The sequence below is a fragment of the Candidatus Anoxymicrobium japonicum genome, from assembly GCA_002843005.1.
Classification (GTDB): domain Bacteria; phylum Actinomycetota; class Geothermincolia; order Fen-727; family Anoxymicrobiaceae; genus Anoxymicrobium; species Anoxymicrobium japonicum.
The window spans coordinates 17,847-43,235 of sequence record PHEX01000003.1 but is presented as its reverse complement, the minus strand read 5'-3'; the positions used below and the strand labels follow the sequence as shown (position 1 = coordinate 43,235).

Below are 25,389 nucleotides of genomic sequence, written 5' to 3'. Positions count from 1 at the left end.
GACACTGTCCCGTAACCTGCTTCAAGGTTCTCGGTTAGGACCTCAATACATCAAGAGTGGTATCCCAAGGGCGGCTCCGCCACGGCTGGCGCCACAGTTTCATAGCCTCCCACCTATCCTGCACAAAATGTACCAAAATCCAATATCAGGTTGCAGTAAAGGTTCACGGGGTCTTTCCGTCCAGTTGCGGGTAGCCGGCATCTTTACCGGCATTACAATTTCGCCGAGCCTCTCGTTGAGACAGCGCCCAAGTCGTTACGCCATTCGTGCAGGTCGGAACTTACCCGACAAGGAATTTCGCTACCTTAGGCATCTTTGTTACTACCGACATTCAATCGGCGGCCAGGTCATTTCTGCCTGGCTCTCCATATCGCCATGGAGGTCGGACTATATCATCACTCAGCATACACACTCGACATCTCTCTCGACTGTTACTGCTGAGCGCCTGGCGTGTAGTCTCTGAGGATTCCTCCTGTCACCTCTTCGATTGTATACTTCCGCTGCTTTCCTCGATTGTTCATCGAGAAAGCCAGGAGAGCCAATCGCCTGAAGCCACTTGCGTTGAGATGTTCACCCGTCTGCATCGACAATACGATCTCTTTGAACTTCACAAAATCGTGTTTCTTGCCTGATACAATCGGGTTCTCATCGATCAGCGGGATCAGCACCTGCTCGAGGTCGCGCCTCGAGTCAATTGAGTACGTGAGAACATTGCTGTTCGGGCCCTTCGGCGTTATACGTCCACATCCTAAGAAATCTCTGATCAACTCGAGAATTTCTGAGTTATCCCTGTGTTGATACACTTGAAAACATGGATCCATCACCCAGCCATTTCTGGCCGTCGGGTGAGGATGAACGCTTACACTGAAGCAACCTTCTCCATCAATGAACCCTACTATATACTCTGGTGTCAATCGTCGCGGCTTCGAGAGGCAACCTGGAGGTCTTTCCTGCTGATTGTCCGCACCCGTCGCATTTTCACCTGTCATAGACATCACCAATTCAAGCATAGCATGTCACTGTGACAGGTAGCGCGGGATACTCGGATGTTCCAGCATATGGCCAGGTTTTACAACGGCCCATAATGGTTGACCGTTATAGTTACGGCCGCCGTTTACTGGAGCTTCAGTTCAGAGCTTCGCGACCCGAAGGCCACTAACCCCTCCCCTTAACTTTCCAGCACCGGGCAGGCGTCACCCCCTATACGTCGTCTTTCGACTTAGCAGAGAGCTGTGTTTTTAGTAAACAGTCGCTTGGGCCTATTCTCTGCGACCGCCTCGGGCTTTCAGGAGTCTAAAAGATCCTTCTACCCTACCGCGGCATCCCTTCTCCCAAAGTTACGGGATCAATTTGCCGAGTTCCTTAACGAGAGTTCGCTCGATCGCCTTAGTATTCTCTACTCACCTACCTGTGTCGGTTTTGGTACGGGCACCAACGCCACTCGCTAGAGGCTTTTCTAGGAAGCATGGGGTCGGCCACTTCACCTTACTCGGTTCGACATCACACCTCAGGGTATGCGCCGCGCGGATTTGCCTGCGCGACCCCCTACGTGCTTGTCCGCGGTCAACCATCGCCGCGGTTGGCTTACCCTTCTCCGTCACCCCATTGCTCGAACATGTGTTGGTGGTACAGGAATATAAACCTGTTGTCCATCGACTACGCCTTTCGGCCTCGCCTTAGGTCCCGACTAACCCTGAGCGGATTAACCTTCCCCAGGAAACCTTAGGTGTTCGGCGGACGGGTTTCTCGCCCGTCTTTCGCTACTCATACCGGCATTCTCTCTTCTCTGCGGTCCACCGGAACTCACATTCCGGCTTCACCCCACAGAGAATGCTCCCCTACCATTCCCCGCCTGTTACAGCGGAAAATCCGTGGCTTCGGTAGCAGGCTTTAGCCCCGTTACATCTTCGGCGCGGAACCACTTGACCAGTGAGCTATTACGCACTCTTTAAATGATTGCTGCTTCTAAGCAAACATCCTGGTTGTTTGTGCAATCCCACATCCTTTCCCACTTAGCCTGCATTTAGGGACCTTAGCCGACGGTCTGGGCTGTTTCCCTTTCGACTACGAAGCTTATCCCCCGCAGTCTGACTCCCAGGCTCTAAAGTTATGGCATTCGAAGTTTGATTGAGATTGGTAAGCGGTGAAGCCCCCTAGCTCATTCAGTGCTCTACCACCATAACTAAACACCTGAGGCTAGCCCTAAAGCTATTTCGGGGAGAACCAGCTATTCCCGAGTTTGATTAGCCTTTCACTCCGACCCACAGGTCATCCCCTCAGTTTTCAACCTGAGTGGGTTCGGGCCTCCACGAGGTCTTACCCTCGCTTCACCCTGCCCATGGGTAGCTCACTCGGTTTCGGGTCTACGACACGCAACTAAATCGCCCTATTAAGACTCGCTTTCGCTGCGGCTCCGGTAATCCTTAACCTTGCTGCGTATCAGTAACTCGCCGGTTCGTTCTACAAAAAGCACGCCATCAGGAGACAAGCTCCCTCTGACTGTTTGTAAGCACACGGTTTCAGGTACTATTTCACTCCCCTCCCGGGGTACTTTTCACCTTTCCCTCACGGTACTAGTTCACTATCGGTCGGTAGGTAGTATTTAGCCTTACGTGGTGGTCCACGCAGATTCCGGCAAGATTTCACGTGCCCCGCCGTACTCAGGAATTTCATCGGGAGACAGATCCTTTTCGCCTACAGGGCCGTTACCTTCTGTGGCCGGGCTTTCCATCCCGCTTCGGCTAAAGACCTGTTTTGTAACTCCCTGGCGCCTCCGCAGAAACGCCTGATGACTCCTACAACCCCCGATGAGCAACACCTGCGGGCTATCACACCCATCGGGTTTGGGCTCATCCCCGTTCGCTCGCCGCTACTGAGGGAATCGTTTTTACTTTCTTTTCCTCGGGTTACTTAGATGTTTCAGTTCACCCACTTGCCTTCCTTGCCCTATGTGTTCAGGCAAGGATGACACAGCATTACCTGTGCCGGGTTTCCCCATTCGGACATCTCCGGATTTACGTCTGTTAGGCGACTACCCGGAGCTTTTCGCAGCCTTCCGCGTCCTTCTTCGGCTCCTACCGCCAAGGCATCCACCGTGTGCTCTTAGCATCTTGGTCCGTGAAGACCTTTCTATACAACACTGTGTAGCTTTCAAGGTGCGAGTGGGTCTCGCCACAAATATGTTCACCGCGTCCGCGCGTCGGCGGGCCCGCGATATAAAATCAGTCTAGTACCGTTGTCCCTGAAGTTTCAGGAACCCGCCTACCGCTATCCCAACTGCCGCTATGAGGCCTATGAAAGCCCCGTACCATGGAATCTTGCTCACTCCCGCAATACTGAAACCGGCGCCTCCAATAGGCCTCAACAGTATTACGATTATCGCCAGCAACACCGCAAGCGCGCCGGCGCCCAGATAAACTAGGCCCGCGGGCAACGGCAGTTCCATGTCAAAAACAGTAAGAGCCAAGACCGCAAACACCGCCAGCACCGACAGGATGCTTATCCAGGCAAAACTCGGCCCGGCGTTAACGGATACTTTCATTCCCAGGAGCCCTCTGTTTACACTGACGTGAACCCATGGCAGAAAAAGCGCGATGAAAAGCGCCAGGGCCGACACACCGGCGATCTTGTCAGGCGTCTCTACATTCGTAAAATCCGGCTGCATGTATCCTCCTCTTCCTCCTTAGAACTTCAGTAGTCCGCCTACGCTAATAGCGGAAGCCGCAAACAACTCGAGTATTACGCCAGTGCTTACCCCGGCTTGAACACCCGCGATATTAGGTGGCACCGCCAGCCCGACAATGCAGGCCATAAAAATAACCGAAGCGCCAAAGGAGTATACCCACCCAGGGCTCCGAATCAATCTGAAATGTGGATTGATGAATCTGCCAACCAACATGACAACAGCAAAAGCGAACACCCCGGCACCCATCGCGAAACATATGACCCCGACCGGGTTCCCCGGATTAACGCCTTTCAACGCTTCCCCTGGCGTGGTGTACCAGGTCAACGCCATCGCGAACACAACGGCGGCAAATCCACCAACAAGCGCGATAAAATCACCTACTGGCGATACTGTCTCACCCGTCATGCCACTGGACGTTCCTTTCTCGACTTCCACTTGCTCCATAAACTTGCCTCCTTCCCCTTAAAGCAAACGTGTCGTTGCAATAAACAGTCGATTCTATAATACCTTCAAAACTGAACAGTGGAAGCCCGGTCAACATTTGACCCTAGAGATAACTCCCTAGAAAGGAGGTGATCCAGCCGCACCTTCCGGTACGGCTACCTTGTTACGACTTCACCCCAATCACTAACCCCACCTTCGACGGCTCCCTCTCTTGCGGGTTAGGCCACCGGCTTCGGGTGTTGCCAGCTTTCGTGGTGTGACGGGCGGTGTGTACAAGGCCCGGGAACGTATTCACCGCGGCATGCTGATCCGCGATTACTAGCGACTCCGACTTCATGAAGGCGAGTTTCAGCCTTCAATCCGAACTTAGGCCGGCTTTTTGGGATTGGCTCCACCTCGCGGTTTCGCAGCCCTCTGTACCGACCATTGTAGCACGTGTGCAGCCCAAGACATAAGGGGCATGATGACTTGACGTCGTCCCCACCTTCCTCCGGTTTGTCACCGGCAGTCTCCTGTGAGTTCCCGACCGAATCGCTGGCAACACAGGACAAGGGTTGCGCTCGTTGCGGGACTTAACCCAACATCTCACGACACGAGCTGACGACAGCCATGCACCACCTGTGCAACTGCCATAAAGGGGGACGTGTTTCCACGTCTTTCAAATGCATGTCAAGCCTTGGTAAGGTTCTTCGCGTTGCGTCGAATTAAGCCACATGCTCCGCCGCTTGTGCGGGCCCCCGTCAATTCCTTTGAGTTTTAGCCTTGCGACCGTACTCCCCAGGCGGGGCACTTAATGCGTTAGCTTCGGCACGGAAAGAGTTGACACTCCCCACACCTAGTGCCCATCGTTTACTGCTAGGACTACCAGGGTATCTAATCCTGTTCGCTCCCCTAGCTTTCGCACCTCAGCGTCAGTCACAGCCCAGAAAGCCGCCTTCGCCACTGGTGTTCTTCCCAATATCTGCGCATTTCACCGCTACACTGGGAATTCCACTTTCCCCTGCTGAACTCTAGCCTACCGGTTTCGAATGCAATCCCGCAGTTGAGCCACGGGTTTTCACATCCGACCTGATAAGCCGCCTACGTGCTCTTTACGCCCAATAATTCCGGACAACGCTCGCCCCCTACGTATTACCGCGGCTGCTGGCACGTAGTTAGCCGGGACTTCCTCTGGGGGTACCGTCAGTTTCCCTTCGTCCCCCCTGACAGGGCTTTACAACCCTAAGGCCTTCTTCACCCACGCGGCGTCGCTGCGTCAGACTTTCGTCCATTGCGCAAAATTCCCCACTGCTGCCTCCCGTAGGAGTCTGGGCCGTATCTCAGTCCCAGTGTGGCCGTACACCCTCTCAGGCCGGCTACTCATCGTCGCCTCGGTAGGCCATTACCCTACCGACAAGCTAATAAGCCGCGGGCCCATCCTGGAGCGGAAAGCAAGCTAACCATTTTCTGCCGATGCCATACGGGAAAGGCAGATTATTCGGTATTAGCACAGGTTTCCCCATGTTATCCCGATCTCCAGGGCAAGTTACCCACGTGTTACTCACCCGTTCGCCACTAAATCTCCGTCCGATAGCAAGCGTCCGATAGCAAGTTACCAGTCGGGTTTCGTTCGACTTGCATGTGTTATGCACGCCGCCAGCGTTCATCCTGAGCCAGGATCAAACTCTCCGTGGAAAGTTTGTGTTATCCAAAATACCGCTTTTTGAGTAAGCGGTCACTCTCAGGCAAAACCACTGTTCAGTTTTCAAGGTACCTAGTGTCCCGTCCCATAAATACGCTTGCATTCGAACGCCACTGCATCCGCCTCTGCCGCGTTCCACTTCCTCGCCGTACTCACCGAGTACGACTCGGTCGCGCGGCCTTTTAAGGAACGGCGCATCGACGCTCTCGGTGCCACACCGTATCTATGGGACGAGGCACCAGCGATTTCACTCGCCTGTAACGACCCATTTCGCCAAAAGAAAACCGCTGAACTCAAGTCCAGCGGTCATTCACCTGTTTGTCGGTGCGCTAGCTCTTGAGATCCAGTTTTAAACCTGTCGCTTTGTCCAGCAAAGTCAAGTGTTACTTCCTTCTGGCCACTTTCAAGGTCTGTGGTGATAGTAACACTACTTGGGAAACGCTGTCAAACTTAACGCTAGCGGGCGCGATTTAACTTTGAAAAGACCTGACCCCAAAGTTAAATCAGTCGGTTATTTTGACCGTTACGAACGTCTTTTTTCCTTTGCGCAAAAGTGTTCCTTCGATCTGCTCGGGTGTCAATTCCAACGATGAATCATCAATTCTAACGCCATCTATCGACAACCCGCCTCCCTCGATCAGCCGTCTCCCTTCACTGTTTGAAGACACCAGATCGAGTGAAACAAGCATGTCAACGATCCAAATCCGTCCGTCTGAGAAGCGCGCCGAATCCAGCGCGGCCACCAGCGCGTCCTGGGGCATCTCCTTTTGACTGAAGACCTTGCGAAACGCCTCCGCGGCCTGCTCCGCCTCGGCGGGCCCATGATAAATCTTCACGATCTCTATTCCGAGGCGCTCCTTGGCGTCTCGCGGGTTCATGTCACCTGACTCTGTGGCGGCTCGCATTTCGGCCACGTGTTCGAGCGGCGCACTGGTTGCCAGCTCAAAATATTTCCACATGATTTCGTCGGGAATCGACATCAACTTGCCAAACATCTCGCCGGGCGGGTCGGTGAGGCCCACGTCGTTGCCGAGGCTCTTGCTCATCTTGTGAACCCCATCGGTGCCCTCGAGCAACGGTAATGTAATGACACACTGTGGCGTCTGACCCATGGCGCGCTGCAAATTTCTGCCCGCGAGCAGGTTGAACTTCTGATCAGTGCCGCCAAGCTCTACGTCCGCGCCGAGCGTCACCGAGTCGTAAGCCTGCATCAGTGGATATAAAAATTCGTGGAGTCCAATTGGCTTCTCCGAAGCGAATCTCCTCGCGAAATCGTCACGCTCCATCATGCGGGCAACCGTAAACTTTGAGGCGAGAGCGAGTATTTCCTTGAACGTGAGGGGGGCCAGCCACTCGCTGTTGTGAACGATCCGGGCGTGCCTGGTGTCAATTATCTTACTGGCCTGCTCGACATACGTTCTGGCGTTGCGAGCGACCTCGTCCGGCGTAAGCACGGGCCTCGTGACATCCTGCTGGCTCGGATCGCCAACCAGCGCCGTAAAATCACCGATGATCAAGACCACGTGGTGCCCCAACTCCTGAAAGTGACGAAGCTTGTTGAGCGGCACCGAGTGCCCGATATGAAGATCCGGGCGCGTCGGATCCACGCCGAGCTTGACTATCAACGGTTTCCCTGTCGCTATAGACCTCTCGACCCTGGAGCGCATCTCGGGCTCGGAAATTACTTCCACGGCGCCCGAGGATATCAACCTCATCTGTTCCTCTATCAGCTTTTCCGTCATTACGCCTTCGCCAATCTTTCTTCGCTCGTCTTCCGTCTTGTTGTCTTGCGATCTTGCGTATTATAACGCACGAACAAAAACTCCGTGCTCACATCCCGATCGCTTTGATAGCGCGTCCCGTTGGTGTTATTATTGTTGAAAATGTTACAGATGTGATGGTGTTATGAAAGTATTCCTCAGGTTGTCTGTTGTGATAATAGTTGGAGTAGCCATCTGCGCGGGCGGAGTCGCCCTGTGGTTTTTCTCCGGGATAGGCCTCCCGAAACTGTCATCCCTCAACGAATACAAGGCGGCGCAGAATTCAAAGGTGTTCGCGGCTGACGGGACGCTTCTTTGTGAGCTTCACGGTGATGAAAACAGGGAAATAATCGCCCTCGGCGAGATGCCGGACTCGTTGAAAAAGGCGGTCCGCGCTATAGAGGACAACAATTTCTACCACCACTCCGGCATCAACTTGAAAGCCGTCGCGAGAGCGCTGTGGGCAAACATTGTCAGGGGCTCGGTGGTTCAGGGCGGAAGCACTATTACGCAACAGTACGTCAAAAACGCCTATGTCGGCGCCAGGCGCACTCTGTGGCGGAAAATCCAGGAGGCCCATCTTGCCTTTGAGATCGAGCAAAAGTACTCCAAGGACAAGATACTCGAGCTTTATCTGAACGACATCTACTTTGGCCATAGCTGCTACGGAATTTTCACAGCCGCGAGAAAGTACTTCGGCAAAGCGCCTCAACAGCTTACGCTGGCCGAATGTTCCTTGCTGGCCGCTATCATTCGCTCGCCAAGCTACTACGACCCGTATGTAAAGCCCCAGCAGGTGCTCGAGCGACGCAGCCTGGTTCTCAGGCAGATGCTGAAGTACGGCATGATAAGTAGCGCGGAGTTGGACGCCGCGAACAAAGAGCCGCTCAACCTTGCGCCGCCCAATAAGGTTTACGTGATCAGGCGCGCGCCATACTTCTGCGATTACATCACGGAATACATCAAGAGAAAATTTGGAGACCAGAAAGCGTTCCGTGGCGGCCTTCGCGTATACACAACTATCGATTTGCGCCTGCAGGATATCGCCGAGGACGCTATCGTGCGCCTGACAGATCCTGGCAAGGGGCCTGACGTCGCGATGGTTTGTGTCGATCCACGAACCGGGCATATCAAAGCGATGGTCGGCGGGAAAAATTATGCTCAGAGCCAATTCAATGTGGCGGGTGACGGACACCGGCAGGCGGGTTCGGCTTTCAAGACGTTCGTGCTGGCCCGCGCCATGGCGGACGGCATCTCCCCGGAACAGACGTACAGCGCTTCATCTCCTCGAACCATCAATCTCCCGGGCGGCGGCAAATGGAAAGTCAACAACTACGACGGGCGCGGGAGCGGCTCGACCACCATTCGAAACGCTACCATTCACTCGATCAATGTAGTTTTCGCGCAACTCATAATGGACGTAGGCCCTTCGCGTGTCGCTGAGATGGCGCGCGCAATGGGTATTCAAACTGCCGTCGAGCCCAATCCGGCGATCGCACTTGGGGGTCTGCACATCGGCGTCACTCCGCTCGAGATGGCATCCGCATACGGCACGCTCGCAAACAACGGCGTGCACGCGGTGGCACGCTCCACCTCGAAAGTGACTGATCCGAACGGGAAAACAGTTGAAGACGGCAAACCGGAGACGAACACCATTCTCGACCCAAAAGTAGCAACCAAAATAAACGACATTCTCCAGCAAGTCGTCTCGAGCGGCACCGCCACGGGCGCCAAAATTGGAAGGCCGCAGGCCGGCAAGACCGGGACCACCGAGGATCATGCCGACGCGTGGTTTGTCGGATACACTCCCGACCTGGTTACGGCAGTCTGGATCGGCTACCCGCAAGGCCGCGTCTCGATGGGCGGCATGACGGGAGGTGGGCTTCCCGCTACGATATGGCGCTCCTTCATGAGCCGGGCACTGAAAGGCATACCGCCTACGCCGTTCCAGGAGGGAGACAAATCCCACTCGATCGAGCAACCCGTTTCCGAAAACATTACAGTCACGATATGCGATGAATCCGGCCTGCTCGCCACGCCGAACTGCCCATCGACACACCAGAAAAGTTTCATGCGCGGCCAGGAACCCTCCTCTTACTGCACTATCCACAATCCTCAAAACACCACGAAAGTTCCAAACGTCGTAGGGATGAGCAGTTCGTCGGCGCGTAGCGCGATAGAAGCCGCCGGTTACACCACTTCGATCGTGAACCAGGCCTCAACGGAGCCCGCCGGTACCGTAGTGGGCCAGTCGCCGGCGGCGGGCGCGATTCTTTCTAAAGGCGGCGCCGTTACCATCAACGTGTCCACAGGACCACCTCAAAGCACGATCCCAAACGTTATAGGCCTTGGCGAAACACCAGCCAGAACCAAGATCACCGCGGCGGGGTTTGTCGCTAACGTAAGTTATGCGCCGGGAACGCCCCCGGGCATAGTCAAGAGCCAGAGCCCATCGGGCGGAACCATGATGGCGGCCGGATCGACAGTTTCAATATCCGTGAACAACGGCGGCGGCGGCGGAAAAGTCAAAACGCAACATGGGGGCTTGACCCCCGTGTTGCGTTTTTATTTTTTGAGGCGCGAGAATCTCTGAAGCCCAGAGAAGCTCCGGGCGTTGACTCCTCGTTTTTCCAACTGGTCAAGGAAGAGATTTATGCCGATGTTGTCGGACGCGATGTGCCCCGCTATTACCACGTTGATGTGCTGCTTCTCCGCCTCGGACTTGAGCTTGTCTCCCATGTGCATGCCGACGATAGTGCCTACACCTGCCTGCGCCAGCTTCTCGATAGCCGCCACCGGACCTTCTGTGCCACCGGTCATGTCCACGAGAACATCGCCGGCGCGGTTTTTCTTCTTCCCGACCAGCACGGTTGGAGGCATGCCACGCCCTGCTGAAGCGCGATACTCTTTCTCTTTCAGCAGTAGATCGATGACGTCACCGACCAGCCGCGGCTTCGCCTTCTTGAACAAGCGGTTCAGATGATCGGTCACCAGGTTGTCCGCGGGCGTATGAACGCACATAAACGGAAGATTCAGCAGACGCGCCGTGTCTACCGGGCGCTGGTGGTTCTGTGGCAGAAGAGCTCTTCTTATCTCGCCCATGCGGTCGCCGATAAGCGCCTCGCCCACGTTTATCGGCACGCCGTGCGTCGCCCAGACATCAGCCTGAACTCTCATCACGTCGGACAGTGAGGCAAGCGCGGTGCCCTCGGGATGATGCGAGAGGCACAGATCGATTTTCATGCCTTTTTCGCGCAAGCGGTCGGCAAGCAACAGCTCCGGACCCTCGATGTCGATGCCGGCAATGACATTTGTTACATCCAGCCCCGGATCCCCGTAGAGAATCCGCGTGTCCGCGAATGGATTTTTGAGGCGCTCTTTGTCATAAAAGCGCTTCTCGTCCCCCTTGAGCCTTTCGTAACCCTTGCTGGCGTCATCTAAAAGCTGCTTGATCTCCACCTTACCGCGAGGATCCTTGCTTATCCCCATTTCGACCGCCAGATCGTAAATCTGCTCTAGCTTCACAACTCATCTCCCCCTCTACTTTGAAACGTGAAGATTCCCTTTGACCAGGTAACGGTATGGCTCTCCGGCGGCGCCAACCCCTATCCTTGGTGTAATCTCAACTTCGTTGTCCTCGTACGACTTCCAACGCCTGATGCTCAGCGACCCGCGCGTAAGGTCGGCGCCGTTGTGCTCTCGCGTTATCGCGAACGCCTGGCACAGTCGGGCGGGACCACAGCAGATATCGGTTTCACGTCCCCTGCGCTTCGCCATCAATTCTGTTCCCCGAACCGGCTCGAGCGCCCTCACGAGGACGGCCCCGGCAACCTGATCCTTCTCTGTCACTACATTGAACATGTAATGCATGCCATAAACGAAATAGACATAAGCGATGCCGGGAATCCCGAACATCGTCGCGCTGCGGGGTGTGCGGCCGAACCGCGCGTGGCTCGCGCTATCACCGTGCCCCAGGTAACCCTCGGTCTCAACGATAATGCCTGAAGTGACGCCTTCCGCGCTCTCGTGCCGCAGGACACAACCAAGCAACTCCCTGGCGACCAGAAGAGTGGGCCTCTCATAGAAGCTCCGGGAAAGCCGTAATCCCGCTGGCGCGCGGTCGCTCAGTCCGAGTCCTCCCGAGAAAACAGGCTTTCCTGAACCGGCGCGGGCGCATCGTGCGTGAGGACGTCCTTGATGCGCTTCTCGATGTCGTCGATATCCAGTCCGACCTCGTCTTTGATCGAGCGACGCAACATGCGGCCCACGTGTCCGAATTCCGTGAGCGTCCTCTCGAGAAGATCCAGCGCCATGGCGCACTCGACCTGGCCCGGCCCCTCGACGCTCATCTCCCTGAGAATCGTGGCTTCAGTCTTCGACGCGACGACCGGATCCGCCAGTCCATCGATGTAAACATGGGTTCTGCGCGCGGGGCCGCGATTTTCCTCGATGGGCGTCATGCCGACGATCTTGTCGGAGAGAAAGTACTTGCCGTACCCGAGCGAAACAATTACACCCTTCTTGACATCCAACTTTCAACGCTCCTTGCTCGAGTGATACCGCCTGAACGCAATAATATCACAGAGCGATTATCAGTATCAGGGGTCAGGCACCGTCTACCTAACGGGAAATCATGGCGCGGGCGTCGGCGATCTGGCGCGTTACGGCCTCCGGGGCGGTGCCGCCGTGGCATGCCCGGCGAGATATCGAAGCAGCCGGCGTGAGCCATTCAAGTGCTTCTTCGCCAAACAGCCCGGAGAACTTCGCGAGTTCGTCGTGGGTCAGCGCCTCGAAAGTCGTTTGCTTTTCAATGCAGTAGGACACGATTTCTCCTGTCACGCGGTGCGCCTCGGGAAACTCCATTCCCTTTGAAACAAGGTAATCCGCGAGGTCGGTCGCGGTCATGAAACCTCCCGCCGCGAGAGCTTCCGCGCGATCGCGGTTGAACGTCAATGTGGCAAGAGTTCCCGTCATCACGGCGAGACACCCCGCGACTGTATCGATGGCGTCAAAGAGCCCCTCCTTGTCCTCCTGGAGATCCCGATTGTACGAGAGTGGCAACCCCTTCAACACCGTGAGCATTCCGATGAGAGAGCCGACAACCCTGCCCGTCTTCCCGCGCACGAGTTCCGCGGCGTCAGGGTTCTTCTTCTGTGGCATCAAGCTGGAACCGGTCGCCCAGGCGTCGCCCAACTCGGCCAGAGCCCACTCCGCGGAAACCCAGAGCACGACCTGCTCTGAAAGCCGGCTCAAGTGAATCATCACCATCGACAGCGCGAACAGGAGATCGCAGACGAAGTCCCGGTCGCTAACGGCGTCCACGCTGTTGGCTGTCACCCTGGAGAAGCCAAGCCGCTCCGCCAGGCGCGCGCGATCCACAGCGAAACTCGTGCCAGCAAGCGCGCCGGAACCCAGCGGGAGACTGTCCGCGGCGTCGCGCGCGGTTCTGAGAAGAGCAACATCCCTCTCGAGCATATGCACGAAAGCCAGCAGCGCGTGTGAGAGCAAGACCGGCTGCGCCTGCTGGAGGTGCGTGTGGCCGGGCGCCACGATGTCCATCGAGGCTTCCGCCTGGTCGATGAGGGCGGATTGCAGCGCCTTGATCCTTTCGATTACTCGCCCGCACTCCTCGATCGCGAACATCCGCATGTCCGTCGCCACCTGGTCGTTCCTGCTCCTGCCCGCGCGCACCTTTCCCGCGAACTTTCCCGCGAGCTCAACGAGCCGCCGCTCGACGGCCGTGTGTATGTCTTCATCAGACTGCTCGAACTTGAAAGAGCAGGATTTCATCTCGCTCTCCACGGTGACAAGCGCGCTCTCAATCGCTTGAAGCTCATCGCCCTCAAGGACTCCCGCGTCCTTCAACTCACGGGCCCATGCGCGAGTACAGCGAAGATCGTATGGATACAAACGCGAATCAAACCCAATGGACGTGCTGAATTCCATGAACCCTTTATCCGGCGCGTCGGCAAAGCGGCCACCCCACATCTTCATCTTGACTTGCGCTCCTTTCGGACACTCTCGCTCTTTGCCCACGTCTTGAGCGGCAGGCCCCAGAGGTCTATGAAACCTTTGGCCGCCTTGTGGTCGAAAACGTCCGCGACGTCGTACGTCGCGAGTCCTATATCATATAGAGAGTTCGGCGACTTTCGGCCCACCACGTCGGCCCTTCCCTTGAAAAGACGCATGCGGACTGTTCCGCTGACTCTCTCCTGCAACGTCGCGTTGAACGCCTCTATCGCACTGTTCAACGGACTGAACCACAAGCCCTCGTACGCCATCTCGGCGACGCGTTGTTCCAGTGGCCGCTTGCTGAAGAGCGCCTCGCGAGTGAGCGTCAACTGCTCGAGATCGTGGTGCGCGGCGATCAGCATGACGGCGGCCGGCGCCTCGTATATCTCGCGGGATTTGATGCCGACGAGCCTGTCCTCTATCACGTCAATGCGGCCCACGCCGTGCCTGCCCCCCAGCGCGTTCAAATTCACTATCAGCTCCACCAGGCCCATACTCTCGCCGTCGAGCGCGACAGGCAATCCGCGCGCGAATTCGATCTCGACGTATTCGGGGGCATCCGGGGCTTGAGCCGGCGTGGTCGTCCACTCGTAGGCGTCCTCCGGCGGCTCGACCCATGGATCCTCGAGCACTCCGCACTCACACGAGCGACCCCAGAGGTTCTCATCGACGCTGTAAGGGGATTCGACCGTCACCGGCACGGGGATGCCCCGCTCTTTCGCATACTCTATTTCTTCTTCCCTTGTCATCTTCCACTCGCGTATAGGGGCGATGATTTCCAATGTCGGGTCGAGCGCTGAGGTCGCTACCTCGAAGCGCACCTGGTCGTTTCCCTTGCCGGTGCATCCGTGGGCCACCGCCGTGGCGCCGTGCCTGTGCGCGGCCTCGACCTGGAGCCTCGCGATCAGGGGACGGGCCAGCGCCGTTGCCAGTGGATAAGCGCCTCCGTACAGAGCGTTCGCCATGAGCGCGGGCGCGACAAACTCGCGCGCGAATGTCTCACGCGCGTCGATCATCTCTGAAACCACGGCGCCTGTGTCGAGCGCCTTCTGGCGTATCTTCTCCATGTCGCCGGGTTGGCCCAGATCGGCGCACACCGCGATCACATCATATCCACGCTCCTCGGAGAGCCACCTGACCAGCACAGAGGTGTCAAGCCCACCTGAATAAGCAAGCACCACTCGTGGCTTCAAAGCATCTGACGCGCCATTGACGTTCGCCAATCCCCTCACCTCTTCTCTAACGCGTATCCCATCAAACTCTTCTCTATTCCCTTGCCGCTGGCGCCGTGGGAGCACGCCACCAGTATAGTGTCATCTCCAGCGACAGTTCCCGCTACGCCAGGCAAATCTGCCGCGTCAATCGCCCACGCGAGGCCCTGCGCGGCACCGGGCTGCGTCTTGACCACAACGATATTGCCGGTGCTCTCCACCGTCAGCAAGGCCTGTGACGCTATTCGCTTGAGCGCGCTATCGCGCATGGCGGGCGCATCCCTCATCGTCGGTTCCGCGTAACGCGCCGTGTCTGCGGCGCCCTTCAGCCGGACAAGCCCGAGGTCGCCAATATCTCGTGAGACAGTCGTCTGACTCACCGCGAATCCTCGCTCATTGAGCGTATCCACGAGCTCCGCCTGGCACGAGACATTTCTCGAACGAACGATCTTGAGCAACTCCGCCTGCCTCTGTGCTTTCATCTTGACCGTCTCACAATCCAAAGATGAGCTCCAGAAGCGCAACCTGCGCATGGAGCCTGTTCTCCGCCTGATCCCAGACGGCCGAGTGGGATCCGTCCAGGACATCATCTGTTATCTCCTCGCCACGGTGTGCCGGCAAACAGTGCATGACCATCACGTCGTCGTTCGCGATTTCAAGAAGACTCTCGTTAACCTGATAAGCATTGAAACGATCGAGGTTTGCTTTCTTCTCTTCTGTCTCGCCCATGCTTACCCATACATCCGTATATAAGATGTCCGCGCCTGAAGCGCCCTGCCGCGGATCCGTCCCCACATCGAGCGAGCCTCCGGAATCGCGCGCATACGTCACACACTCATCGACCACAGAGGTGGGAGGCTCATGGCCGGCCGGCGTCGAAACGGAAACGACCAATCCCAATTTCGTGCTTGCGCGCATCAACGAGTTGGCCACGTTGTTCCCGTCGCCAACGTAAGCGAGCTTGAGTCCCCTGAAAGTCCCCTTGTACTCCAGTATGGTCATCATGTCCGCGAGCGCCTGGCACGGATGGCTCATGTCCGTGAGCGCGTTCACAACCGGAACTGACGACGCGGAGGCGAGCGCCTCCAACCGCTCCTGGCCGAAGGTTCTCACTATCAATCCATCCAGATATCTCGAAAGCACCCGGCCTGTGTCCTCGACACTTTCACCACGGCCCAACTGCAGCTCCCGGTCCGTGAGGATCAGCGAGTGCCCTCCCAATCTGTGGATCGCCACATCAAAAGAGACCCTGGTTCGGGTGGAAGGCTTCTCGAATATCATTCCGATGACCTTTCCCGAGAGCGGCTTGCGCCCTTTTACCCCTTCTGTCTTGATCCGCACGGCCTCTGAGAGAAGCGCTTCTATATCCGCGCCGGAGAGTAGCGCCAGATCCAGAAAATTCGCTCCCTTGAGCTTGTTTTTGATCACTTCGAGCCCCTCCATTTCAATCGCTTCCAGCCAGGGGTCAGGCACCGTCTACCTTTCCGTCTACCGCTAAAGCGGTAGACGTTGCCTGACCCCTAATTGGTCAACTCCACGAGCGCCTGCTCGAGAGCGTCGGCGGCCGTCATCGCCTCTTGTTCGGTCAATATCAAGGCCGGTAGCATGCGTACGACTCCTGGCGACACGTCGTTTACGAGGACGCCTTTCTCCATGCATCTCAAAACGACATCATGCGCCACATCCCTGTCGAGTTGAACGGCAAGCATGAGTCCCCTGCCGCGCACCTCGCTGATCGCCGGGATGTCATCCATCATTGAGCGCAGGCGCCCATCGAGCGCCGAACCCACTTTTTCCGCGTTGCTCACAAAGTCTCCGTCCAGTATCGCGCTCAGCGTGGCTCGCGCCGCCTCGCACGTGAGGAAACCTCCGCCGAAAGTCGTGCCGTGATCGCCTTGGGTCAGCACGTCTCCAAATTCTCCCCTCGCGAGAAATGCCGCGGCCGGCACGCCGTTTGCCAGGCCTTTCGCGATCGTCACCACATCCGCCGTTACTCCAGAGCGCTCCATCGCGTAAAACGTCCCGGTTCGCCCCATGCCACTCTGCACCTCATCCGCGATAAGTATCGCGCCGACACGGTCGCACGCCTCACGCGCCGCCCTCAAGAACGACTCATCCAGCACGTGAACACCGCTCTCACCCTGCACCGGCTCCAGGATGACAGCGGCGGTTTGATCATCCACCGCTTCCGAGAGGGCATCCCTGTCGTTGGGCGGAACGTGCACAAAGCCGGGCACCACAGGACTGAAAGGCGCCCACTTCAAAGGCTGGCCGGTGGCCGAGAGTGTGGCGAGGGTGCGTCCGTGGAACGCGCCTGTCAGGCATACGACCTTGCTCCGCGCGACACCTTTATCAAGATGATGCTTCCGCGCCAGCTTCAGGGCGCCCTCGTTGGCCTCCGCACCCGAGTTCGCGAAAAAACACTTTGCGCCGGGAAACGTGCGCTCGACAAGCATCTTTGCGAGCTCCGCCTGCGACTCGACGTAGTACAGATTGGTAGTGTGAATGAGCCGTGAGGCCTGCGCGCATATCGCCTCCGTAACCGCGGGATGGCAGTGGCCGAGCACGGTCACGCCCAGCCCGCCGACCATGTCCAGGTACTCGTTGCCGGAGGAGTCCCACATTCTCGTCCCCCGTCCACGGACAAACGCCACGGGAAGGCGCCTGTACGTCTGCATGACGTAGTCAGCGTCCAGGCGTTTCACGCGCTCCAGCAATTCATCCATCAAGCCCTACTGTTCCTCAGGCGTTGTTATCATCGTGCCTACACCCTCATCGGTGAACAGTTCCAAAAGGAGCGCGTGCTGGGTCGTGCCGTCGATCACGTGCGCGCGGCTCACCCCTCCATCAACTGCCTTGAGGCAGCCCTCAACCTTCGGGATCATCCCCCCGGAAACATCACCTCGCTCGAGCATCCTCCCGCAATCATCCGTATCGAGCTTTCCCAAAAGTTCGCCTTCCCATGACATGATCCCCTTGACGTTTGTCATGTAGATTATCTTGGCCGCGTTGAGAGCGGTCGCGACCTCGCCCGCCACGATGTCCGCGTTGATGTTATAGCTGTTCCCCTCTCTGTCTGTGCCGATAGACGCGATCACAGGGATGAGCTCATAATTCAAGAGCTCCTCGAGGATTGGAGCGTTTATATGAGAAACGTTTCCTACCCAGCCTATGTCCGCGCCGTCTGGCGCGAATCTCTTGTGAGCCATTATCAGGTTGCAATCGTCACCGGAAAGTCCAATGGACAACGTCCCATGGCGGTTGATCCGCGAGACGATCTCCTTGTTCACCTTCCCTACCAGAACCATCCTGGCGATCTCCATAGTCTCCGCGTCGGTCACCCTGTGCCCGTCAACGAAGCTGACCTCTTTTGACATCTTCTTCATGTACTCTGTTATCTGAGCGCCTCCCCCGTGCACTATGACAGGCTGGATCCCGACGTAGCGCATGAGAACCACATCCGAGGCGAACATTCGCTGGACATCTCTGTTTTCCATCGCGTTGCCACCGAGTTTGATGACTACCGTCTTGCCCCGGTGCATCTTTATGTAAGGAAGCGCCTCGGTCAATATGCGCGCTTTTTCCGGTATCTTTGTGTCTTCTGTCATAATCGCCCTTTATTCTCCGGCGTTGATCGCCACGTACTCCTTTGAAAGATCACAGGTCAATATCTGAGCGGCAGCCAATCCAACTCCGAGACTCACCGTTACTTCAACCTCGCCGCGCCGCGTCATCTTCTCGATGTCCCGCGGATCATGCTCGACAGGCTCTCCGAACTCGACAACCTTATGCTCACCGACATAAATCGCCAGCTTCGACTGTTCGATCGATACGCCCGCGCTTCCCGCCGCGGCGGCTATCCTGCCCACGTTCACGCTTCCACCGTACAAAGAACACTTCACCAGGTTAGAGTTGGCGATCGCGCGCGCGACGCGCTCCGCCTCGACGTCGTCTCTCGCGCTGTTTACAACTACACGCAAAAGTTTTCCGGCGCCTTCGCCGTCCTTGACCAGTGACCTGGCAAGCCGTCCGGTCAGCCAGCACAGCACCCTGAAAAAGAGGTCGGCTTCCTCATCTGTCAACACGTGTCCATCAGGAAACGCCGCTCCGTTCGCGAGCATGAGCACGGTGTCGTTTGTCGACTGATCCCCGTCCACGGTGATGCGATTGAACGACCACTCCACGGATTTTTTCAACCAGTCGGACATCCTCTCGCGCGGGAGCGCGAGATCTGTCGTGATGACCGCGATCATAGTCGCCATATTTGGATGCATCATCCCCGCGCCTTTAGCCATGGCGCCCAGCCGAACGACCTTTCCGCCTATCTCCATCTCGGCCGCAAGCTCCTTCGGGTAGGAGTCGGTCGTCATGATGGCTTTCGCGGCGTCCGTGTTGCCGCCAACGCTTAGCTCGTCCACAGCCTGTTTTATGCCTGAAGTCACCTTGTCCACAAGAAGATACTCGCCGATGTGCCCGGTGGACGCCACCAGCACCTGTCCCGCGCCGACACCCAGCGCCTTCTCCGCAAACCGAACCATCGCATGCGCGTCATCGTCCCCTCGCTTGCCGGTCATGGCATTGGCGCACCCGCTGTTGATGACCACTGCCCGCGCGCACGGGCCGTCCACTATCTCCTTGCAAAGTTTGACGGGCGCCGCCTTCATCTCATTTGTGGTGAAAACACCGGCGGCCGCCGCGGGAAACTCAGAGTAGAGAAGCGCCAGGTCCGGCTTTCCTTCGGCCTTGATTCCGCACGCGACACCGGAAGCAAGGAAGCCTTTCGGGGCGCACACACCCCCAAGTATTCTTTCAAATCCCATCGCGTTCATGAATTACCACCGCCTCGTTATTATCTATCGCCCGTTCATGGGTACAAGCCAGGGGCAAGCAAGCCTGCGGACTCCTCGATCCCGAGCATGATGTTGGCGTTCTGAACAGCCTGTCCCGCAGCGCCCTTGACCAGGTTGTCTATCGCGGACATGACAACCAGTGTCCCTCCCGAGCGGGAAACCTCGAGCGCGACATGGCAGTTATTCGTCCCCTGCACAGCCTTTGTCTCCGGGAAACTCCCCGGCGCAAGCAAGTGAACGAACGGCTCTGATTCGTACGTGTCGTAGTAAAGCGCCCTGATATCCTCAATAGAAGAACCGGCTTCGAGCGGCACATACATAGTGCTGAGTATTCCCCTGTTCATCGGCGCCAGATGCGGAGTGAAGACAACGTCGACGGCGCCTCCAGCCATGCTCGCCAACCAACCGCTTATCTCGGGAGCATGCCGGTGCCCCGTGACCGCGTACGGTGACATGCTATCCGCCACCCGCGGATAATGCGTCGCGTGAGTCGGACGCCGGCCCGCCCCTGACACGCCGCTCTTCGCGTCGATTATCACCGTGTTCTTTTCCTTTATATAGCCGGCGTTCGCGAGCGGGAAAAGCCCCAGCAACGCCGACGTCGGGTAACAACCGGGATTCGCCACTACCAAGGCGAAGGCTATCGTCTCGCGTCCCAGTTCTGGCAGACCGTAAACCGCCTTCCCGAGCAACTCGGGGGACTCATGCTCAATTCCGTACCACTTGAGGTAATCTTCCCGCGACAACCTGAAATCGGCGGATAAATCAACCACCTTCAAGCCCGCGCTCGCGGCCTCGGCCACAACTTTCATGCTCTGCCCGTGCGGCAATCCGAAAAAGGCGATGTCGCAATCGTTGAACAGATCCGGAGCGTACTCCTCGAAATCGCCCGGGTACTGCATGGCCAGCGACGGGTACAGTGACCCGACGGGACACCCCGCATACTTGTTCGCGGTGGCGTGAACCACCTCCAGTTCCGGGTGACCCCAGAGTATGCGCATGAGTTCCGCGCCCGCGTATCCTGACGCGCCTATCACCGCCGCTTTTAACAAAACTTCATCTCCTCCGTAGCGATAACATATCCGCCGCGCGGTCGAGGCGCGGCTCAAGCATATAACCAATGCATATTATACATTAGTATGAATAATTATGCAATACCCGCGTTATTCCCTTATCTGCCCTTCGCCGTATATCACGAACCTGGAGCTCGTGAGCTCGGGCAGGCTCATCGGCCCGCGAGCGTGAAGCTTCTGTGTGCTGATGCCTATCTCCGCGCCCATGCCAAACTGTCCGCCGTCGGTGAAGCGGGTGGAAGCGTTGATGTACACCGCCGCCGAATCAACGCGCTCGGCGAATCTCTTTCCTCGCCCGTAATCCCTTGTGACAATTGTCTCCGAGTGTCCGGATCCGTATTCGGCGATATGTCGCACAGCCTCGTCGATACCATCCACCACCTTCACGGCAAGCACGAGATCGAGGTACTCCTCGCGCCAGTCGTCCTCGGTCGCGGTTTCGACATCGGGCAGTATTTCACGGGTCGCCTCATCCCCTCTCAGAACGACTCCCTTCTCCTTCAACCGCCGCGCCACGTCCGGCAAGAACTCATCGGCGACGTCCCTGTGAACCAACATGGTCTCGGCGGCGTTGCAAACGCCCGGGCGCTGCGTCTTCGCGTTGATGATGATAGACGCCGCCATCTCGAGATCCGCTCCCGCGTCAACATATACGTGGCAGTTGCCAAGACCTGTCTCTATCACCGGCACGGTTGAGTTCTCGACAACCGTGTGTATGAGTCCGGCGCCACCTCTGGGGATAAGCACGTCGATAAGCCCATGAAGTCTCATCATCTCTCTTGCGGCGTCACGATCCGTGTCGCGCACGAGCTGCACCGAGTCCGGGGGAAGGCCCGCGCTTTCCGCGGCCTGTGCGATAATGTCCACCAGTGCCGCGTTTGATCGGAGCGCGCTCGAACTGCCACGTAAAATCACCGCGTTTCCACTCTTCAGGCAAAGCCCAGTGGCGTCGACTGTGACATTCGGCCGGGCCTCGTAGATTATTCCTATGACCCCCAGCGGCACACGCACTTTCTGCACCAGCAAGCCGTTGGGAAGCCGCCACCCATCGACGATCTCGCCCACGGGGTCGCGCAGCGCCGCCACATCGCGCAAACCACGAGCCATGTCCACGACACGCTCCTCGTTCAGCATGAGCCTGTCCATCAAAGTAGCGCTTGTCTTCCGCGCGCGCGCATGAAGCAGGTCTTCTTCGTTTCGCTCGAGAATGAGAGACGCTCCACTCTCGAGAGCGTCCGCCATCGACATGAGAGCGTCATCTTTCTGCCGCGCCGTCAGCGCGGCGAGACCCGCCGCGGCGGCTTTTGCTCTCCTTCCAATCTCTTCAACCTCGCTCATGAACCCGCCTTTCGATTGCTCTTGCGCTCACTCCAACAATGTGAGCTCGTCCCTGTGGATTATCTCTTCGCCAGCCTCGCCGAGCGCGTCGATGATCTGATCGGTTCTCAATCCCAGTACCCGCCGGGCCTCGAGCGCGCTGTAGCTCGACAGGCCTCTTGCGATAACCTTGCCTTCAGGATCGGCAATCTCGACACAGTCCCCCACATCGAAATCGCCTTCGACCTCGAGAACTCCGACGGGAAGAAGGCTTTTTCCTTTATTCAAGAGCGCGTCGACCGCGCCCGCGTCAATTGTGAGGCGCCCACTGCTTATCCTCGCGTAGCCGATCCAATGTTTCATAGACGCCACGTTTCCCGTAGAGTGGAAAAAAGTGCCCGGCGCCTTCCCGTTAACGATGTCCATTATGATCGTCTGAACACGTCCGTCAGCGATAATCGTGTTCACCCCCGCGGCGGAAGCTATTCTGGCGGCCTGTACTTTTGAAGACATTCCGCCAAGACCGCGATCGCCAGCGTCGCCGCTAAATCCCTCGATCTCCGCAGTCACGCATGTAACCCGCTTGACAAGCTTCGCGTTCCCGTTTTTTCTCGGATCCTCCGTGAAAAGCCCGCTTGTGTCAGTAAGCAGCACGAGAAGATCCGCTCCAACGAGAGACGCCACCAGCGCGGCCAGCATGTCGTTGTCGCCAAAAGTTATCTCTTCGGTCGCCACCGTGTCATTCTCATTGATTATTGGAACGACATCCATCTCAAACAACTTCTCGAGCGTATGCCTCACGTTGAGATACTGCTGCCTTCGGTTGAGGCCGTATCGAGTCAGCAACACCTGTCCGACATTTGTGCCACTCCCGGCAAAAATGTCTGTATACATGTGCATTAGTATTCCCTGCCCCACCGCCGCTACCGCCTGCAAGATTTCAATGTCATCGGGTCGCCGGGCGAGGCCGAGTTTCCGCATGCCGACCTGAATCGCGCCGGACGACACGAGCGCCACGTCAATGCCGCGGGCTCGCGCGTCTACAATCTGCGAAGTGATCTTCTCCAGCAGCTCGCGGCTGATCTTGCCTGACTGCTCGGTGATCGTAGCCGTGCCGACTTTGACAACCATGCGCTTGACGTCCATCAAACTCCTTTTTCGTCAGCAGCCGCCTCAGACGCTCGCGCGATTTCCTCGACTCCGGCGTGTGAGGAGTACTCGAACGTCTTTGTGGATATCTCGACCTCATCGCCATCGTGGGCGCCGGCGCGGGCCAGCATGTCGTCCACTCCCGCTTCTCGAAGCTTTCTCGCGAGATATGTTATCGCATCGTCGTTGGACCAGTCCGTCATCTTCACAAGCCGCTCCACTCGAACCCCCGTGACCACAAACAAGCCATCTGAGCGGGTGACGCTCATCGTCTCCTCCTCCGCCGCCGGCTCATACGCCACTCTCGCGCCGGTGGAGACTCCTTCCTCATCCGAGCGCTGGACGAGATCGGCCACGGCGCTCATTAGCGCCGGTATCCCATCACCCGTCGCGGCGCTGATCGCGAACATCCCGAGGGCGCGCGCTTCACACTCGAGACGTAAATCATCCAGGTCTTGCGAGCGCGGTTTCAAATCCATCTTGTTTGCCGCCACAATTCTGCTCCTGCGGATCAGGTCGGGATTGTAGCTCTCGAGTTCATCTTCCAGGACAACGAGATCTTCCACCGGTCGCCGGCCTGACGCGGGCGACATGTCAACCAGATAAAGGATCACAGCGGCCCGCTCAATGTGACGCAGAAATGCTATGCCCATCCCTCGCCCCTCATGAGCGCCTTTTATAAGACCCGGAACATCCGTCACGACGAACTCCGAGTCGGCGACTGTTGCAACGCCCAGATTGGGTTCAATGGTAGTGAAAGGGTAGTCGGCCACCCTGGGGCGCGCCCTCGATATTTTCGATATCAGGCTCGACTTGCCCGCGTTGGGAAACCCGACTATGGCGACGTCCGCAACTAATTTAAGCTCCAGCTTTATTGCCCGCTCGTCACCAGGCTCGCCCTTTTCGGCGAAGCGTGGAAGCGGACCAACTTCTTTCACGAGCGCCGCGTTCCCCCTGCCCGCCTGACCACCACTTGCGGCAATAAACTTCTGTCCGGGGTCAACCAGGTCCGCGATTACCGTGCCTTCCTCGTCACGAAGTACTGTGCCTGGCGGCACCAGCACGATGATGTCGGAACCACGGGCGCCCGTCTTATTCCTGGAGCCACCGCGAGAGCCGTTCCCGGCGCGAAAGTGACGCCTTCGTGAAAACTCAATTAGCGTCCTGACGCTGTTGTTCACCTCCAGCACCACATCGCCGCCTCGCCCGCCGTTGGCGCCATCCGGCCCACCATGTGGCCTGTACTTCTCCCTGAGAAAAGACGCGCAACCATCTCCTCCGCGTCCTGCCTCTATGAATATCAGCGCCTCGTCAATAAACACAGGGACAACACGCTTTCAACTGTTAAGGGGGATCAAAACGCATAATGGGGTCAAACCATTTTATGCGTTTTTATACGTACTCCCAATTTATCTGTTACAAAACGCATAAAATGGTTTGACCCCATTATGCGTTTACGCCAATGGTTCTTGCTGGGGGTGGGAAAGGCTCCGAAGCACATCGAGCTTTTCTTTCTGCTTCCTGCGGCGATCGACGCGCTCGTCATGGCTTCTATTGAATACCATCTTTACGATTTCAATCAGGAGCAACGGGTTGAACGGCTTGATAACGTACTCGTCGGCGCCCAGTTCCCACCCGCGAATAACGTCGCTGTCCTGAGTCTTGGCGGTCACCAGAATAACCGGGATCTCCTGTGTGTCCTTGCCGGCGCGAATGCGCTTGAGAACCTCCCAGCCATCCACGCCGGGCATCATAATGTCCAGTACAACCATGTCCAACGGCTCACTCGCCAGAATGCTCAATGCCTGCTCACCGGAAGTAGTTCCGACCACGGAATAGTCATTAAGTTTGAGATTCACCTCAATCAGCTTGATCATGGTGGGATCGTCATCTACTACGAGTATTCTTCGCTGACCCACGTCAACATCTCCCGTGTTTCGTTACTCTGCCGACGCATCCGGCAAAACGCTTACCGTCTTCCTGTTGCCAGACTTGTGGTACTCGAGGATGCCATCTATTTTGGCGAATAGCGTATAGTCGCGGCCCATGCCGACATTTTCGCCGGGGCGTATCTTTGTTCCGCACTGCCTTACAATGATATTCCCCCCGCGCACGCTCTGACCACTGAATTTTTTTGCTCCGAGGCGCTTCGATGCGCTGTCCCGGCCATTCCTGGAGCTGCCTACGCCTTTCTTGCTTGACATCCA

Annotated in this window: 20 protein-coding genes and 2 rRNA genes; 1 reads left to right on the top strand and 21 read right to left on the bottom strand. The window is 57.3% G+C overall.

Features of this window, described 5'->3' with window-relative positions:
• From CVT63_00570 to CVT63_00550, 5 genes are all read right to left on the bottom strand, one after another.
• Nucleotides 1–3,116, bottom strand: a 23S ribosomal RNA gene (locus CVT63_00570); the annotation flags it as partial.
• A 110-nt stretch (nt 3,117–3,226) separates the two neighbouring features.
• The gene (locus CVT63_00565) at nt 3,227–3,664 is read right to left on the bottom strand and encodes a hypothetical protein (GenBank protein ID PKQ28891.1); all 438 of its coding nucleotides are present in this window, start codon (nt 3,662–3,664) and stop codon (nt 3,227–3,229) included.
• Nucleotides 3,665–3,682: 18 nt separating this feature from the next.
• Nucleotides 3,683–4,129 (bottom strand): hypothetical protein, encoded by a 447-nt coding sequence (locus CVT63_00560; protein PKQ28890.1) that lies wholly within the window; start codon nt 4,127–4,129, stop codon nt 3,683–3,685.
• Between the two features lie 114 nt (nt 4,130–4,243).
• Nucleotides 4,244–5,803, bottom strand: a 16S ribosomal RNA gene (locus tag CVT63_00555).
• 510 nt (nt 5,804–6,313) lie between these two features.
• The gene (locus tag CVT63_00550) at nt 6,314–7,552 is read right to left on the bottom strand and encodes a tyrosine--tRNA ligase (GenBank protein ID PKQ28889.1); all 1,239 of its coding nucleotides are present in this window, start codon (nt 7,550–7,552) and stop codon (nt 6,314–6,316) included.
• 163 nt (nt 7,553–7,715) lie between these two features.
• Between CVT63_00550 and CVT63_00545 the strand changes: the two genes are divergently transcribed.
• Nucleotides 7,716–10,163: a penicillin-binding protein gene (locus CVT63_00545; GenBank protein PKQ28888.1), complete on the top strand. Its 2,448-nt coding sequence runs from the start codon at nt 7,716–7,718 to the stop codon at nt 10,161–10,163.
• On the opposite strand, the gene CVT63_00540 is transcribed toward CVT63_00545, so the two are convergent.
• From CVT63_00540 to CVT63_00465, 16 genes are all read right to left on the bottom strand, one after another.
• Nucleotides 10,136–11,095: an NGG1p interacting factor NIF3 gene (locus tag CVT63_00540; protein ID PKQ28887.1), complete on the bottom strand. Its 960-nt coding sequence runs from the start codon at nt 11,093–11,095 to the stop codon at nt 10,136–10,138. The genes CVT63_00545 and CVT63_00540 overlap by 28 nt on opposite strands.
• Before the next feature lie 15 nt (nt 11,096–11,110).
• Nucleotides 11,111–11,698, bottom strand: coding sequence for a 3-methyladenine DNA glycosylase (locus CVT63_00535; GenBank protein PKQ28896.1), 588 nt, complete (start codon nt 11,696–11,698; stop codon nt 11,111–11,113).
• The gene (locus CVT63_00530; protein ID PKQ28886.1) at nt 11,695–12,102 is read right to left on the bottom strand and encodes a hypothetical protein; all 408 of its coding nucleotides are present in this window, start codon (nt 12,100–12,102) and stop codon (nt 11,695–11,697) included. The genes CVT63_00535 and CVT63_00530 overlap by 4 nt, the downstream gene beginning before the upstream one ends.
• 88 nt (nt 12,103–12,190) lie before the next feature.
• Nucleotides 12,191–13,564 carry an argininosuccinate lyase gene (argH, locus tag CVT63_00525; GenBank protein PKQ28885.1) on the bottom strand — a complete coding sequence of 458 codons (1,374 nt, stop codon included), beginning with the start codon at nt 13,562–13,564 and terminating at the stop codon, nt 12,191–12,193.
• Entirely contained in the window at nt 13,561–14,775 is a 1,215-nt protein-coding gene (locus tag CVT63_00520; protein PKQ28895.1) for an argininosuccinate synthase, read from the bottom strand. The genes argH and CVT63_00520 overlap by 4 nt, the downstream gene beginning before the upstream one ends.
• Before the next feature lie 35 nt (nt 14,776–14,810).
• Complete coding sequence (locus CVT63_00515) at nt 14,811–15,383, bottom strand: arginine repressor (GenBank protein ID PKQ28884.1); 573 nt, start codon at nt 15,381–15,383, stop codon at nt 14,811–14,813.
• Nucleotides 15,286–16,236, bottom strand: coding sequence for an ornithine carbamoyltransferase (gene argF, locus CVT63_00510; protein ID PKQ28883.1), 951 nt, complete (start codon nt 16,234–16,236; stop codon nt 15,286–15,288). The genes CVT63_00515 and argF overlap by 98 nt, the downstream gene beginning before the upstream one ends.
• Nucleotides 16,237–16,313: 77 nt before the next feature.
• Nucleotides 16,314–17,519, bottom strand: a complete 1,206-nt coding sequence (locus tag CVT63_00505; protein PKQ28894.1) for an aspartate aminotransferase family protein — start codon at nt 17,517–17,519, stop codon at nt 16,314–16,316.
• 6 nt (nt 17,520–17,525) lie between these two features.
• Nucleotides 17,526–18,401, bottom strand: a complete 876-nt coding sequence (gene argB / locus CVT63_00500; GenBank protein ID PKQ28882.1) for an acetylglutamate kinase — start codon at nt 18,399–18,401, stop codon at nt 17,526–17,528.
• A 9-nt stretch (nt 18,402–18,410) separates the two neighbouring features.
• The gene (locus CVT63_00495; protein ID PKQ28881.1) at nt 18,411–19,622 is read right to left on the bottom strand and encodes an ornithine acetyltransferase; all 1,212 of its coding nucleotides are present in this window, start codon (nt 19,620–19,622) and stop codon (nt 18,411–18,413) included.
• A gap of 35 nt (nt 19,623–19,657) precedes the next feature.
• Nucleotides 19,658–20,695, bottom strand: coding sequence for an N-acetyl-gamma-glutamyl-phosphate reductase (locus tag CVT63_00490; protein ID PKQ28880.1), 1,038 nt, complete (start codon nt 20,693–20,695; stop codon nt 19,658–19,660).
• A 111-nt stretch (nt 20,696–20,806) separates the two neighbouring features.
• Nucleotides 20,807–22,054, bottom strand: coding sequence for a glutamate-5-semialdehyde dehydrogenase (locus tag CVT63_00485; protein PKQ28879.1), 1,248 nt, complete (start codon nt 22,052–22,054; stop codon nt 20,807–20,809).
• Nucleotides 22,055–22,081: 27 nt separating this feature from the next.
• Nucleotides 22,082–23,179, bottom strand: a complete 1,098-nt coding sequence (gene proB / locus CVT63_00480) for a glutamate 5-kinase (protein PKQ28878.1) — start codon at nt 23,177–23,179, stop codon at nt 22,082–22,084.
• Nucleotides 23,179–24,504 (bottom strand): GTPase ObgE, encoded by a 1,326-nt coding sequence (locus tag CVT63_00475; protein PKQ28877.1) that lies wholly within the window; start codon nt 24,502–24,504, stop codon nt 23,179–23,181. The genes proB and CVT63_00475 overlap by 1 nt, the downstream gene beginning before the upstream one ends.
• Before the next feature lie 132 nt (nt 24,505–24,636).
• Complete coding sequence (locus tag CVT63_00470; protein PKQ28876.1) at nt 24,637–25,101, bottom strand: two-component system response regulator; 465 nt, start codon at nt 25,099–25,101, stop codon at nt 24,637–24,639.
• A gap of 21 nt (nt 25,102–25,122) precedes the next feature.
• Nucleotides 25,123–25,386: a 50S ribosomal protein L27 gene (locus CVT63_00465; protein ID PKQ28875.1), complete on the bottom strand. Its 264-nt coding sequence runs from the start codon at nt 25,384–25,386 to the stop codon at nt 25,123–25,125.
• Nucleotides 25,387–25,389 lie beyond the last annotated feature (3 nt).